Annotated in this window: 12 protein-coding genes; 7 read left to right on the forward strand and 5 right to left on the reverse strand. The window is 65.6% G+C overall.

Annotated features, from left to right (window positions below; translation table 11 throughout):
• Positions 1–3: 3 nt before the first annotated feature.
• Entirely contained in the window at positions 4–426 is a 423-nt protein-coding gene (locus M6689_RS03935; RefSeq protein ID WP_298268084.1) for a hypothetical protein, read from the forward strand.
• A 47-nt stretch (positions 427–473) separates the two neighbouring features.
• Complete coding sequence (locus tag M6689_RS03940) at positions 474–2,114, forward strand: aspartate:alanine exchanger family transporter (RefSeq protein WP_298268086.1); 1,641 nt, start codon at positions 474–476, stop codon at positions 2,112–2,114.
• Positions 2,115–2,124: 10 nt separating this feature from the next.
• On the opposite strand, the gene M6689_RS03945 is transcribed toward M6689_RS03940, so the two are convergent.
• The 4 genes from M6689_RS03945 to M6689_RS03960 form a co-directional block, all read right to left on the reverse strand.
• Positions 2,125–3,327: a methionine adenosyltransferase gene (locus tag M6689_RS03945; RefSeq protein WP_298268087.1), complete on the reverse strand. Its 1,203-nt coding sequence runs from the start codon at positions 3,325–3,327 to the stop codon at positions 2,125–2,127.
• A 178-nt stretch (positions 3,328–3,505) separates the two neighbouring features.
• Complete coding sequence (locus M6689_RS03950; RefSeq protein WP_298268090.1) at positions 3,506–3,736, reverse strand: hypothetical protein; 231 nt, start codon at positions 3,734–3,736, stop codon at positions 3,506–3,508.
• 354 nt (positions 3,737–4,090) lie between these two features.
• Positions 4,091–4,939, reverse strand: a complete 849-nt coding sequence (locus tag M6689_RS03955) for a hypothetical protein (protein ID WP_298268092.1) — start codon at positions 4,937–4,939, stop codon at positions 4,091–4,093.
• 26 nt (positions 4,940–4,965) lie between these two features.
• On the reverse strand, positions 4,966–7,338 hold the full coding sequence (locus M6689_RS03960; protein WP_298268094.1) for an Rne/Rng family ribonuclease: 2,373 nt from the start codon (positions 7,336–7,338) through the stop codon (positions 4,966–4,968).
• Positions 7,339–7,607: 269 nt separating this feature from the next.
• Between M6689_RS03960 and abc-f the strand changes: the two genes are divergently transcribed.
• The 5 genes from abc-f to M6689_RS03985 all read left to right on the forward strand — a co-directional run bounded on the left by abc-f (position 7,608) and on the right by M6689_RS03985 (position 14,645).
• Positions 7,608–9,521 (forward strand): ribosomal protection-like ABC-F family protein, encoded by a 1,914-nt coding sequence (gene abc-f, locus M6689_RS03965; RefSeq protein WP_298268096.1) that lies wholly within the window; start codon positions 7,608–7,610, stop codon positions 9,519–9,521.
• A gap of 145 nt (positions 9,522–9,666) precedes the next feature.
• Positions 9,667–11,985 (forward strand): endopeptidase La, encoded by a 2,319-nt coding sequence (lon, locus tag M6689_RS03970; protein WP_298268098.1) that lies wholly within the window; start codon positions 9,667–9,669, stop codon positions 11,983–11,985.
• Between the two features lies 1 nt (position 11,986).
• Entirely contained in the window at positions 11,987–12,757 is a 771-nt protein-coding gene (locus M6689_RS03975; RefSeq protein WP_298268100.1) for an ABC transporter permease, read from the forward strand.
• A 17-nt stretch (positions 12,758–12,774) separates the two neighbouring features.
• Positions 12,775–13,539, forward strand: coding sequence for an ATP-binding cassette domain-containing protein (locus M6689_RS03980; protein WP_298268102.1), 765 nt, complete (start codon positions 12,775–12,777; stop codon positions 13,537–13,539).
• Between the two features lie 23 nt (positions 13,540–13,562).
• Entirely contained in the window at positions 13,563–14,645 is a 1,083-nt protein-coding gene (locus M6689_RS03985) for an MlaD family protein (protein ID WP_298268106.1), read from the forward strand.
• A gap of 82 nt (positions 14,646–14,727) precedes the next feature.
• Here the strand turns inward: M6689_RS03985 and M6689_RS03990 are convergent.
• A partial coding sequence (locus tag M6689_RS03990; protein ID WP_298268109.1) for a PIN domain-containing protein occupies positions 14,728–14,931 on the reverse strand: 204 nt, incomplete at its 5' end.

Here is a 14,931-nt window from a genome sequence, read left to right on the forward strand (position 1 = left end):
CCCATGTTCGGCTTCCTGCGGCGGAAAAAACGCGAACCGATCGTCTTCGAGAACCCCGCAGCCGCGTTCCGCTATGCCTGCGAGCATCTCGACAATAAAGTCCTGCTGGAGGCGGTCATCCCGGCACTGGTGGAGGAACGGGGACGGATCGGCTCCGAGGGGGAGCGCTACTTTCTCCTTCGCCTGGCGAACCGCACCGGGGGGCGGGTGATCGAGGCGTGCACCCTCAAGGAGGCGACCGACTTTCCCACCGTGGGGGACCTGGTCGGTTTCAAGGTGGTCCGGGTCGATCCGGAACTTCCCGAGCCCTTCGATCTGCTCGGCTTCATCGCCTACCGCCTGGGAACGGTCTACGTCCCCGGGAAGGGGTGGCCGGTGGAGCGGAACTACGTCCCGGAGAACATCAAACCGACCCTCCGGCTGTAGCCCTTGCGGCCTCGGTCCCATCCAATCCCATTTCCCGGATTTTTTCCATGATCAAGCTGCTGATCGACAATCCTCTCCTGCTTCTCTTTCTCGTGGCCGCCGTCGGCTACCCCCTCGGCCGGATCCGCATCCGCGGTTCGAGCCTCGGTGTCGCGTCGGTGCTCTTCGTCGGCCTTGCCATCGGCTCGATCCATCCCGAGCTGAAGCTCCCCGAGATCGTCTACGTCCTGGGGCTCGCCCTCTTCGTCTACACCATCGGGCTCTCCAGCGGCCCGGCATTCGTGGCGTCGCTCCGGCAGGAGGGGGTCCGCAACAATCTCTTCGTCCTGGGCGGGATCGCCATCGCCGCGCTCCTCACCGTCTGCGCCCAGCGCCTCCTCGGCCTGTCGGGGAGCGTCACCGCCGGGCTCTTCGCCGGAAGCCTCACCAACACGCCGGCATTGGCCGGCGCCCTGGAAACGATCAAGCACATGGCTCCCCCCGCTCTCGCCGACCAGCTTCTGGCCGAGCCGGTGGTGGGATACTCCATCGCCTACCCCATGGGGGTGATGGGGGTGGTGCTCGCCATCAGTCTCAGTCAGAAACTCTGGCGCGTCGACTACGCCGCGGAGGGAAAACGGCTCAAGATCGCCGGCGCTGCTACCGAGGCGCTGCGAAGCGCCACCATCCGGGTCGCGTGGCCCGGGGCGGAGCGGCAGACCATCGCGGCCCTGGCGCGCCAGGAGAAGTGGGACGTCATCTTCGGGAGGATCAAGCGGGGCGAGGCATATCTCCTGGCGGGTCCCCAGGTCCGGCTGCAGGCGGGCGACCTCGTCGTTGCGATAGGCACGGCGTCGGAGCTGGAGCGGGTGGCGGCGGTCCTGGGCGAGCTGAGCGCGGAGGAGATCGCCCATGACCGGAGCGAATTCGACTACCGGCGGATCTTTGTCTCCAACCCCCGGGTGGCGGGACGGCGGCTCGGAGAGCTCGACCTCTTCGAGCGCTTCGGTGCGACCGTCACGCGGGTCCGCCGGGGAGACGACGATTTCCTTCCCCACGACGACATGGTGCTGGAGCTTGGGGACCGGGTCCGGGTGGTGACCCGCCGGGACCGGATGGGGGAGGTTACCTCCTATTTCGGCGACTCCTACCGGGCGGTCTCCGAGGTTGACATCCTCACCTTCAGCCTGGGGCTTGCCCTGGGGCTTCTCCTCGGCACCGTGCCGATCCCGCTCCCCGGCGGGGTCACCCTCAAGCTTGGCTTTGCCGGCGGCCCCCTCATCGTGGCGCTCATCCTCGGGACCCTCGGCCGCAGCGGCGGGATGGTCTGGAGTCTTCCCTACAGCGCCAACATGACCCTTCGCCAGATCGGGCTGGTGCTCTTCCTGGCGGGTATCGGCACCCGGGCCGGCTACGGTTTCGTCTCGACCCTCGCCAGGGGGGGTGGCGTCGCCATCTTCGCCGCCGGCGCGGTCATCACCTGCGTCACGGCCCTTCTCGCCCTCTGGGTCGGGTACAAGCTCCTGAAGATTCCCATGAGCCTTCTCATCGGCATGGTGGCCGGGCTCCAGACCCAGCCCGCCGTCCTCGGCTACGCCCTGGAGCAGACCGGCAACGACCTGCCGAACATCGGCTACGCCTCGGTATACCCCGTGGCGACCATCGGCAAGATCCTCATCGTGCAGGTGCTGCTCTCGCTCCTCACGTAGCCCCGCCCCTTCAGCAGACCGGATAGAACCCCTCCGCCAGCTTCCGGCAGAATTCGCCGATTCCCGCCAGCTCCCGGGCAATGATCTCCTCCGTCCTGCCGCTCACCTCCCCGAGCTTCCTGCCCGGCTCCAGCAGCAACTGGGCCGCGGCCATCCGGGGGCGGTCGATGGGGGTGCCGATCCGGCTCAGGAGCAGGACCGACGCCTCGCGGACCCCTTCGATCTCCTCGCAGATCTCCCGGGCGAGCTGGTGGGCCAGGACGTTGTAAATCTTTCCCACGTGGCTCACCGGGTTCTTGCCGGCGGCTGCCTCGGTGCCGAGGGGGCGTCCCAGGGCGATGATCCCGTTCACCCGGTTGCCGCGTCCCACCTGCCCCGAGTCGGCGTCCTCCGCCGAGGTCCCGAGGAGGCTCAGATAGACCCCCCCCAGTCCCCGTCCCGGTTCGTCCAGGGCGTTCAGGCAGACTTCCCGGCGCCCGAAGCCGGCAAGGGTCTCCACAAAGGTGCCGATCTCCTTCAGGACGACCTCCTTGCGCGCGAAGTATTCCCCCTCCGAGCCGATGAAGCGGGCGATGAGCGGCATCGCCACGGTCAGCTCCAGGTCGGCCCCTTTCCGCAGCCCCATGACCTTCACGTCCTCCCCCGTCTCGGGGAAACGCTCCTTGAAGGGTGGTGAATTGAGGAACCGCTCAAGGGAGAAGACCGCCTGCTCCGTGGGGGAGAGGGGCCAGTAGCCGACGGCGGCGGAGGTGTCGTTGGCGGCCTTGACCTCCCCGGGACGGGCGAAGATGTCGGTCAGTTCCTCGGAGCCGGGGGCGAGGACCAGGCGAAAGGATACGTGCTCGTCGGGATCCACGAAGCGGAGATTGTCCCGGAACCACTGCCGCGCCGCCCCCACGGCGATCTCGGCCACCGGAATCTCCCGCCCTCCCGCGGCGAAGGTGGCCCGGTCGCCGATGATCAGCTCCATCGGCCCGGTCACCTGCCCGCCGCCGAAACCCTTTTCCACGCGGCCGGCGGCCAGCAGGCTCTTGTCGATGTTATGGTGGAGGATCTGACCGAATTCGCTGAGATAGGCGCGGGAGAGGGCCACGGAGATGGAGTCCATGATGGCGTCGCAGATGTAGTCGGGATGTCCCGTCCCTTTCCGCTCAACGATCTCGACCCGGTGTTCGGCGGCTGAAATGCCGCGATGGCTTTCGATGGTGATCATGCTGTAACTGTAGCATGCCGTGGCGTAAAGTCATGCCGGCCGGCCCTGTCGCAGCAAAAAAAGCTGCAGGCCGTGTCGTTTTTACCCGTGCTGCCGGCGGCTCTGGGGCCGTACTCTTTCTTCGCCCGAGATTACCCTTCAGCGTCGCCGGCCACCGCCGTGGTCGGTCTCGCGGCGCTCAGTTCGGGGGGCGGTCGGCGCCGTTTCCCGGTTGAACGACATAATCGGGAGCGCCGAAGAGGCTCCTCATCATGGAGCCGAACAGCATGAGCCCCGGCAGAAGCTGGATCGTGACGGCCATGGTCCCCAGGCCGGCGAAAAGGGTCAGGAGGAGATCTTCCATCCCGATACCGCTGAAGGCGATCGGGGGAATCCCATTGTCGAGGGGTGGGAACGCAGGCAGGCTCATGATCTCCTCGGCAGTCGCGTATTCCGGTCCGGCGGGTTTGTCTCCTCTTTGCACCGGTCGTACCAAAGATTAGTCTAGGCTCACAACATCTTTGCAATGTATTGAAAATACGATGATTGGATCATTGGGATTTGAGAAGTGGAGAAGGAGCGTCACGAGTATGTGTATAACCGGCATATACTTGCGCGGCGGGCCGAAAGCGTGTCCGGGCGGGTCTTGCGTGGTAACTGCTCGAAATTATGGGGTTGTTTTTGAGGGGCGAGGGTGCATGGAAAAGTTATACACCTCGGCAGCAAAAAAGCGGAACCTCTCGGGAGAGGTTCCGCCTGCGGAGCCTAAGCGGAGGGAGAATCGCTATCGGAAGAGGAAACTGAAGCTGAACCCGACGATGTCCGCTGCCGATTCGGGTTGCAGGATCCCCACATACCGGGCGGAACCCGGGTCGAAGACCGCAACGGCGGAGGATCTGCCGAACCGCAACCCCTCGTAGTAGACGGCCGGCCGGAAGCGGCCGATCTGCGTGCTCAGCTCCCCGAAGGCGGACCATGAGCTGCGGGGCGCGAGGGTCACATCCTGGCCGAAGGCCTCGGCGAAGTTGCGGTTGAGGAACGGATACCGGGCTCCCCCCTCCAGGGAGAGGCGGAGCGAGTCGGAGAGGCGGTAGGTGCCGCGGATGCCGAGACGGGCATAGAGGCTCAGCCACTCCTCGGTGGCCGAGGCGGTTTGCACCGGGACGGGAGGGTTGTCGCGGGTCCGGGTGGACGATGCCTCGATGTTGCGCAGCCAGTGGCGGTAGCCGAGACCGGCAAAGGGCTCCAGGTAGCCGTCGGGCCCCGGGAGCCGCCAGGAGAAATCGGTCTCGATTTTTCCGCCGAAGTAGTTGACGTCGCTCTTGACGGGAAGGCCGTCAAAGCGGGGGTCAATGTCGGTAGTCTGGCCGTCGTAGTCGACCTGCCCGCCGAACAGTTCCGCCTTTCCCCTCAGAAAGAGGAGGTTGTCGTGGAGGTCGAGGGTCGCCGCCGCCCCCACCCCGAAGAGCGGCCCCTCCTCCTTCAGCAGGCGTGCGCCGTCGGTGTCGTACTCCCTCCAGGAGAAATACTGGATGGTGGGGTAGATCGAGAGCTCCTCGAATCCGGCGGCGGTGGCGGGGGATGCCGTGAGGGCAGTGAGAACTGCGACGGTTCCGATTATCCGCTTCATCATCTCCGTTCCTCCTCCGAACGACGGGATCAGGCAGACGGTTCTTCCGGCGCCGGTTCCTTCTTCCTGCGGGGGGCCCGTTTCTTTTTGGGAGCTTCACCTGTGTCTGCCGCCGGTTCCGCCGCCGGTTCTTCTGCCGGAACCGCCGCGACGGCCTCTTCCGCGGGGAGCTCTTTCTTCTTGCGGGGGGCCCGTTTCTTCGGGGCCGGGGGCTCCGCCGCCTCTGCCGCCTCGGCGGGGGGAACGACCGGAGCAGCTTCCACCGGTTCGGCTGCTCCTGCCGCAGGAGCCCCCTTCTTCGCCCGGGGTGCCCGCGGTTTCTTCGGCTTTGCCGGGGCCGCCTCGGGCGCGGGCTCCGCCACGGCCGGAGCGGCGGGGGGCTCGACTTCTGCTGCCGGCGCCTCGGCTGCGGCTGCGATCCCTTCCTCGGCGCTCCGCTTGCCGCCGCGCCGCCGCCGGCGCCGCCGCTTCTTCTTCGCCTCCTCGGCCGCGGGGGCCTCCCCCTCGGCCGCTTCCGCTTCGGGAGCGGGGTGGGGCGGCTCCTCGACGGGGGCTGCTGCCTCCGCCTCTTCGTCCGCAATCTCCGCGGCACCCTCCACCGGTTTCTTGCCGCGCCGCCGCCGGCGCTTCCGCTTCTTCCTGGCCCCTTCCGCGGTCGGGGCCTCGGCGCCGGTCTCCGCCTCTTCCGCCTCCGGCTCCCCGGACGGCTCTTCGGCGACGGCCTCTGCGGCTTCTTCGGCCGCTTCCGATTCCAGGGGCTCTTCGACGGCACCCTTCTTCCTGCTCCGGCGCCGCTTCTTCTTCCCTTCGGCGGCTTCCGCCGGTTCCTCGCCTTCGGCCGCCTCTTTCGGCGCCAGCTCCTTCCGTTCCACGGGCTCCACAGCCTCTAGTGCCACCTCCGCCGGGAGCGGCTTTTCCCGCTTGATCAGCTCCAGTTCCACCTGGTTCATGAGGAGAGAGGTCTTCCCCTTGACGGTGACGACGATGTCGTAGTCGCTCTCGATCTGGGCCAGCTCACCCCTCTTGCGGTTGAGGAGGTAGTAGGCCACCTCCAGCGGGAGCCCCCCCTGCACCTCGGCCACGGTCCCCTTGGCGGCGGCGGCGTGTACCTTGCGCAGGAAGGAGAGGGCCATGCTCTCCACCGACTTCACCTTCCCCCGGCCGGAGCAGTGTGGACATTCGAGGACGCTCGCCTGGTCCAGGGTCTGGCGGATCCGCTGGCGCGACATTTCCAGCATCCCGAACTGGGAGATGCGCCCCACGGTGACCCGCGCCTTGTCGCTCTTGAGGGCCGCCTTGAGGGTCTTCTCCACGGCAGCGATATGCTTCTTGTCCCGCATGTCGATGAAGTCGAGCACGATGAGGCCGCCGAGGTCCCGGAGCCGCAGTTGCCGCGCCGCCTCCTCGGCGGCCTCCATGTTGGTCTTGAAGGCGGTATCCTCCACCCCCTTCTCGCCGGTGGACTTGCCGGAGTTGACGTCGATGGAGACCAGCGCCTCCGTCGGCTCGATGACGATGGAGCCGCCGGACTTGAGCGGCACCTTCTTCTCGTAGATCAGGTCGATCTGCTCCTCGATCTGGTAGCGGGAGAAGATGGGGCGCTTCTCCTGGTGCATCTTCACCAGCTTCTCGTACTTGGGCATCGTCTGCTTGAAGAAGTCCCGGGCCTGCCGGTAGACATCCTTGCTGTCGACGAGCACCTCGTCGATCTCGGCGGTGAAGTAGTCGCGGATGGTGCGGATCACCAGGTTCGATTCCTGGTAGATGAGGGCCGGCCCCTTGGTGGCGGCGGCATTTTCCTGGATCGTGTCGTTGAGCTTGATGAGGTACTGGAGGTCCTTGGCGAGCTCGGTCTTGGTCTTGCCGAGGGCCTCGGTTCGGACGATGTAGCCCAGCCCCTCGGAGATCTCCAGTTCGGCCACTTTCTCTTTCAGCTTCTTCCGGTCGGCCTCGCTCTCCACCTTGCGGGAGATGCCGGCGGAGTCGCTCCCCGGCATGAGCACCATGTAGCGCCCCGGAAGCGAGAGGTAGGTGGTGAGGGCCGCCCCCTTCATGTCGCGCTCCCCCTTTTCCACTTGGACCACCAGCTCCTGCCCCCGGCGGAGGATCTCCTGGATGCGGGGACGGCGGCTGCGCTGCTCCTCGGGGACCTCACTTCGCCACTGCCAGAAGGAGGGGTGGATCTCCCCCATCTGGAGAAAGCCGAGCTTCTTGAGCCCGATGTCGACGAAGGCGGCCTGTAGCCCCGGTTCGACCCGGACCACCACCCCCTTGTAGATGTTGCCGCGGGTCTGTTCGCTCCCCGCGATCTCGATGTCCAGATCGACCAGCTTGCCCTCTTCGACGATGGCGACGCGGGCCTCTTCCGGATGCATCACGTTGATGAGCATCTTTTTTGCCATTGATGGGGTTCCTTTGTGCGTGCGGGAGCGTCTCCCGCGGCGCGGAGATTTCGGCCGGACGCGGCGCGAAGCCGCACGGCCCGATATGTATTCCGAACGCCCGGGGGCGTGGAAGGCTTGATAAACCTTGAAACTATACCAGAGTTTTCCGGTATTAATAAGAAAAAACTGCGGCCAGCGACCGTCTTGCGGGGATCGGCGATTGACAATGCTGTTTTCCACCACCTACAATGACCGTTGCAGCAAACGAACACGGATCGGATCCAAGCATGCTCCACCTGAAAAAGCTTTCCAAGGATTTCGCGGGACGCCCGCTCTTCACCAATATCGACTGGCACCTGAAAAAGGGGGAGCGGGTCGGTCTCGTCGGCGAGAACGGCGCCGGCAAGTCGACCCTCATGCGGATCATCGCCGGGCTGGTGGAGCACTCCGCCGGCGAGCTGATCTTCGCCCGGGGAGCGACGGTCGGTTACCTCCCCCAAGACGGGATCGTCACCCGGGGCCGCCCCCTCTTCGACGAGGCGATGGAGGCGATGGGGGAGCTGCGGGAGATGGAGCGGGAGCTCCATGAACTTACGGCGCGCCTCGAAGCCGCCCCGGCCGAGGGGGAGGAGCACGACGCACTCCTCGACCGCTACGGCCGGCTCCAGGAGGAGTTCCGCCTGCGGGGTGGGTACGCCATGGAGGCGGAGGTGGGGCGGGTGCTGGCCGGCCTCGGGTTCTCCGACGCTGACGGCCGCAAGGATTGCGGCGAGTTCTCGGGGGGGTGGCAGATGCGGATCGCCCTGGCGAAGCTGCTGCTCCGCAAGCCGAACGTCCTTCTCCTCGACGAGCCGACCAACCACCTGGACATCGAGGCCCGCAACTGGCTGGAGGAGTACCTCTGCTCCTATCCCGGCTCGGTGATCCTGGTCTCCCACGACCGCTTCTTCATGGACCAGGTCTGCCAGCGCATCACCGAGGTCTGGAACGAGACCCTCACCGACTACCACTGCTCCTACAGCCGCTACCTCACGGAGCGGGAGGCGCGGGTGGCGGCCCTGCGTGAGGCGAAACGGCGCCAGGACGAGGAGGTGGCCAAGATCGAGGACTTCATCATCCGCTTCCGCTACAAGGCCGACAAGGCGTCGCTGGTGCAGTCGCGAATAAAGCAGCTGGAGAAGATCGAACGGATCGTCCTCCCCCCCGAACGGAAGCGAATCCGCTTCCGTTTTCCCGATCCCCCCAAGAGCGGCCGGGTGGTGATGGAGCTGAAGGGGGTGACCAGGGCCTACGGCGCCATCGTCGTCCTCGACCGGGTCGACCTGACCGTCGAGAAGGGGGAGCGGATCGCCCTGGTGGGGCACAACGGGGCCGGCAAGTCGACCCTCATGGGGGTCCTGGCGGGAAAGGGGTTCCAGGGGGGGGAGCGGGTCGTGGGGCACAACGTCGTCTCCGACTACTTCGCCCAGGACCAGGCCCAGGTGCTGGAGGGGGGGCGAAGCGCCTACGAGGAGCTCCTGGCCGACGCCCCCTTCGACATGGTGCCGCAGCTGCGGGACATCCTCGGTGCGTTCCTCTTCTCGGGGGACGACATCCACAAGAAGGTGGCGGTCCTCTCCGGCGGAGAGCGCAACCGCCTGGCCCTGGCCAAGATGCTCCTGCGTCCCTCCAACCTCCTCCTCATGGACGAGCCGACCAACCACCTGGACCTCTTCAGCAAGGAGGTGCTGCTGGATGCCCTCAAGAGCTTCGACGGCACCGTGGTCTTCGTCTCCCACGACCGCTACTTCATCGACGGCCTCGCCACCCGGGTGGTGGAGGTGGAGGGGGGACGCCTCACGAGCTACCACGGCGGCTACGAATACTACCTGCGGAAGAAGGCGTCGGACGACGACCAGCCTTCCCCGGCCCCCGATCCCCGCTCTTCGGTCTCCGCCTCCAAGGAGGAGCGTCAGCGGCAGCGGGAGGAGGAGAAGGCCCGCCAGCGCGACGACAAACGGCGGCTGAAGCGGCTCGTCGATATCGAGGAGGCGATCGCCGCCGAGGAACTGCGCCTCACCGAGCTGGAGCAGCGAATGGCCGATCCCGCCTTTTTCCATGACCATGAGTCGGCCCGGCGGGGAGGCGAGGAACACGCGGCACTCACTGCGCGCATCGCTCTCCTCTACGAGGAGTGGGAGGGGCTCGGCACCGCCGGCTGACCCTTTCACCGCCGTTTGGGCCCCCATCCCGCACTTCTTCCGGCGTGCAGGGATGTCACGGCGCGAACCCTTGACAGTCGCGGCTTCGGAGGGTACTCTTTGAGGACCTGAACCAGTCTCGACCACTCGACCCCGGGGATTGCCCATGTCCGAATCCGTGTCGATATCGCTTCCCTCCCACGTCCCCCTCTATCCCCTCCGGGAGATCGTCGCCTTTCCCTACATGATTTTCCCCCTCTTCCTGAAGGACGAGGAGCTTGTCTCCTTCGAGGAGATGCTCGGCCACGAGCAGCTCGTGGTGGTCGTGCGGGCCAAGGAGGAGCCGGTCCCCGGCAGGCTCCCTGCCATCTGGGAGATCGGCACTCTCTGCAAGGTGAACCAGATCTACCGCCTTCCCGAAGGGGGAGGGAAGGTGGTGCTGGAAGGGCTTGCCCGGGTGCGGGTGGAGGAGGTGGTCGACGCCGCGCCGTTTCTCCGGGCGCGCTGCGAGCCGGTCCACGAGTTCGTGGAGAAGTCGGTGGTGGCCGATGCCCTCGTCCAGAGCCTGAACGCGCTCCTCAAGATCGCCCTTTCCTATGGCCGCCCCCTCCCTGACGACGTCATGAAGATGATCGACCTCATCGACAACCCGGCGCGGCTCGCGGACCTCGTCGCCCTCTACGTGAACCTTCCCCTCGACGACCAGCAGCGGCTCCTGGAGACCATCGATCCCCTGGAGCGCCTGAAAAAGGTCTACATGCACCTGACGGCGGAGGTCCAGCGCCTCCAGGTGAAGAACGAGCTCCAGACCGAGGTGACCAAGCGGGTCGGCAAGAGCCAGAAGGAATACCTCCTGCGGGAACAGATGAAGCAGATCCAGGAGGAGCTCGGGGAGGACGACTCCCGCTCCGCCGAGCTCACCGATCTGAAGAAGAAGCTGGAGGCGGCCGGGATGCCTTCCGAGGTGCGGAAGATCGCCGACAAGGAGTTCAAGCGCCTGGAGCGGATCAACCCCGCATCCCCCGAATACACCGTGTCGCGCACCTACCTCGACTACCTGGCCGGGATGCCGTGGCAGAGCGCCACCACCGACAACAACGACATCAACCAGGCCGAGGCGGTGCTCGACGAGGACCATTACGACCTCAGGAAGGTGAAGGAGCGGATCCTGGAGTACCTTGCCGTGCGGAGCCTCAAAGAGAGGATGAAGGGGCCGATCCTCTGCTTCGTGGGCCCCCCCGGCGTCGGCAAGACCTCCCTCGGCAAGTCTATCGCCCGGGCACTGGGACGGAAGTTCATCCGGGTGTCCCTGGGGGGGATGCGCGACGAGGCAGAGATCCGCGGCCACCGCCGCACTTACATCGGCGCGCTGCCGGGGCGGATCATCCAGGAGCTCTACCGCACAGGCTCCAACAACCCGGTCTTCATGCTCGACGAGGTGGACAAGATCGGCCTCGACTTCCGGGGCGATCCGGCCAGTGCGCTGCTGGAGGTCCTCGACCCGGAGCAGAACTACACCTTCACCGACCACTACCTGGACGTCCCCTTCGACCTCTCCAACGTCATGTTCATCACCACCGCCAACCTCCTCGACCCGATCCCCGCGGCCCTCAAGGACCGGATGGAGGTGCTCCAGCTTTCGGGCTACACCGACGAGGAGAAGGAGAAGATCGCCGTCCGCTACCTGATTCCGAAGGAGATCGAGGAGAACGGCCTGGCGAAGACCCCCCCCGCCTTCGCCACGGCGGCCATCTACAAGGTGATCGGCGACTACACCCGGGAGGCGGGGGTGCGCAACCTGCAGCGGAGCATCGCCTCGGTCTGCCGCAAGGTGGCCAAGGAGATCACCCAGGGGAAGCCGCTGCGGGAGACCATCACGCCGGAGGTGGTGGAGGAGTTCCTCGGCCCCCGGAAGTTCTTCAACGAGGTGGCGGCGGAGAAGGACCGCAGCGGCGTTGTCACCGGCCTTGCCTGGACCGAGACCGGGGGGGACATCATCTTCGTGGAGGCGACCCGGATGAAGGGGAAGGGGGAGCTGATCCTCACCGGGAGCCTCGGCGACGTGATGAAGGAGTCGGCCCGGGCGGCCCTCTCGTTCGTGCGGGCCAACGCCGCCGAGTGGGGGATTGCCGAAGATTCCTTCGAGGGGGCGGATATCCACATCCACGTCCCGGCCGGCGCCATCCCCAAGGATGGACCCTCGGCCGGCATCACCATGGCGACCGCCATCGTCTCGCTCCTGGCGGGGCTTCTGGCGCGGCGCGACGTCGCCATGACCGGCGAGATCAGCCTCACCGGCCGGGTGCTCGCCATCGGCGGGCTCAAGGAGAAGGTGCTGGCCGCCCGCCGCGCCGGGGTGAAGAAGGTAGTGGCCCCGGCCCGCAACCGGGAGAACCTGGAGGACATCCCCGAGGATGTCCGGAACGAACTCGAATTCGTCTTCGTGGATGACGTGCGCGAGGCGATCGCGGCGGCGCTGCAGTAACATGCCCTTCATCTTCGTCGAAAATACGGTCAAATCGTTCCTGCTGGAGTTCCAGGCGTTCTTCGCCCTCTGCGGCAAGACGGTCGTCCGGCTCTTCCAGCGTCCCGCCTACTACCGCGAGTTCACCACCCAGCTCGACAAGATGGGGGTCGGTTCCCTCTTCATCATCTGCCTCACCGGGCTCTTCACCGGGATGGTCATGGCGCTCCAGGCGCTGATCCAGCTCAAGCCCTTCGCCGCCACGAGCTACGTGGGGGGGATGGTGGCGGTGACCATGGTGAAGGAGTTGGGGCCGGTCCTCTCGTCGCTCATGGTGGCGGGGCGGGTCGGCTCGGCCATCACCGCCGAGCTCGGCACCATGGTGGTGACCGAGCAGGTGGACGCCATGCGTGTGGAGGGGACCGACATCGTCAAGCGCCTCGTGGCGACCCGGCTCAAGGCACTCCTCATCGCCATGCCGATGCTCGCCGTCGTCACCGATGCCGTATCGCTGCTGGGGGGCTTCGTCATCGCGGTGGGGTACGACATCAACCTCCTCATGTACTGGAAGTCCCTCTCCCAGTTCATGGTGTTCCAGGACCTGATCGAGGGGGTGGTGAAGCCGTTTGTGTTCGGCTTCATCATTGCCATGATCGGCTGCTACGCGGGGCTCAACACCAGCGGCGGCGCCGAGGGGGTGGGGGCGGCGGCCAAGCGGGCGGTGGTCCTTTCGTCGGTCATGGTGCTCGTGTGCGATTTTTTCATGACGAAGATGTTCATCGTGTTCCGGTAGTTTGTGAGGGGTGAGGGGTGAGGGGTGAGGAACAGTGCATCAGGATGGAGAAGGTCTCCTATGCCGTCGGCGGGAGGCGGATTCTCGACGGCTTCGACCTCGACCTCCGGCGAGGGGTGAACCGGACCATCCTCGGGAAGAGCGGGGCGGGCAAGACCACGATCCTGAAGCTGCTCCTCGGGCTTCTCAAACCCGACGCGGGGGAGATCTTCATCGACGGGACGGCCATCGGCGGACTCTCCGAGAGCGAGCTGACCCGGGTGCGGAAGCGGATCGCCATCGTCTTCCAGGGGGGGGCGCTCTTCGACTCCATGACCGTGGGGGAGAACGTCGGGTACCGCCTCTTCGAGGAGGGAAGGCTTCCGGAGGCCGAGATCGAGCGGATCGTCCTGGAGAAGCTCGGCTTCGTGGGACTGGAGCAGACCATCGACCTCTATCCCGCCGAACTCTCGGGGGGGATGAAAAAGCGGGTCGCCATCGCCCGGGCCCTGGCTGCCGACCCGGACTACATCTTCTTCGACGAGCCGACCACCGGCCTCGATCCCGTCGGGGTCTACAACATCCGCCACCTGATGCTCCGCCTCCAGAGAGAGGGGAAGACGACCCTCATGGTCACCCATGACATGGAGACCGCCTTCGCCGTCTCCGAGCGCTTCTCCTTCCTCCACGAGGCGCGGCTCGTCTTCGAGGGGACGGAGGAGGAGATGCGCCGCAGCGACCTGCCGCAGATCCGGGAATTCCTGCAGCCGACCGACCGGTCGCTGTTCATGGGGATGGGATAATTGAAAGGAACAGAGAGCCGCACATGAAACGAAGCGACAACATCGCATGGTCCCAGTTGAGGGGAGGGATATTCATCCTCGCGGCGCTGGCGTTTTTTGCCGGCGGGGTCCTCATTATGGGGGACAAGACCAAGTTCTTCGTCCCCAAGGGAAAGCTCTCGGTCATCATGACCGACGTGGCGGGGCTCAAGGAGGGGGCGCCGGTCTGGCTCGCCGGGGTCGACGTGGGGCTCGTCACCGCCATCCGCTTCGAGCGCCCCCAGGCCGGCAACGAGGTGGAGGTGGTCCTTGAGGTCGAGCGGGATGCCCTGCGGAAGATCGGGAAGGATTCCGTCATCACCGTCAAGACCCGGGGGCTCCTCGGCGAGAAGTACGTCGACATCACCCCGAGCATGACGCTGCACCCCGTCCCCGAGACCCGGCTCCACGGCACTCCGATGCCGAAGCTGGACGACGTGGTGCAGAAGGCGGGACAGGCCTTCGACCGGGTGAATGAGATTGTGGCGAAGACCGAGAGGGGGGAGGGGACCCTCGGGCAGTTCGCCAACAACCCGCAGCTCTACGACAACCTCGTGCGGCTCACCGGGGAGCTGAACGCCGTGGCCGTCTCGGTGAACCGGGGGGAAGGGACCCTGGGGATGCTCAACAAGAGCCGCGAGCCCTACGACAAGCTGGTCCGGATCCTGAACCGGGCCGACGAAACCCTCAAGGACATCCAGTCGTCCGGCGGGACCATGAGCAAGCTCATCCACGACCGCGAACTTTACGACAAGCTCGTCTCCCTGGCGGACAAGAGCATCCAGGCCGCCGAGGACGTGCGGGAGCTGAACCGCAAGCTCACCTCCAAGGAGAGCACCGTCGGCAAGCTCCTCGGCGACCGGGAGTTCTACGACCGGGGATTGGCTCTCATCGAGCGGGCCGACCGCTCCATGACCGATCTGGAGGAGGTAACCTCCCGGCTTAAACGGGGCGAGGGGACCGCCGGCAAGCTCCTCTCTGACAGGGAACTCTACGACAAGCTCAACCGGATGGTGAGCGACCTGGATATTCTGGTGAAGGACATCAAGGAGAATCCCAGGCGATATGTGAAGTTTTCGCTGTTCTAAAGAAGCGCGTCCTCCGAACCAGCGCATACTTATCGTCCGAATTCGCGGTTACGTAGCTCACAGCCCGTTCGCCGGATGAAAACTAAACTGTCCAATCAACAAGATTGAGTGAGGGGACGCGTGAAAACTCGCGGGTGTTATTGGTAACCAGAGGGATTCCTAACGATACTGCGTGAGCGGCAATCAGCATGTCCATGGAACCGATGGGCGTGCCGGCTTTTTCCAGTGCTGCTCGAATATCTCCATAAGCGCGAGCCGCCGCTTCATCATACGCGACAACTTCCAG

It is taken from the genome of Geobacter sp. (assembly GCF_027327745.1).
In the GTDB taxonomy this organism is placed as follows: domain Bacteria; phylum Desulfobacterota; class Desulfuromonadia; order Geobacterales; family Geobacteraceae; genus Geobacter.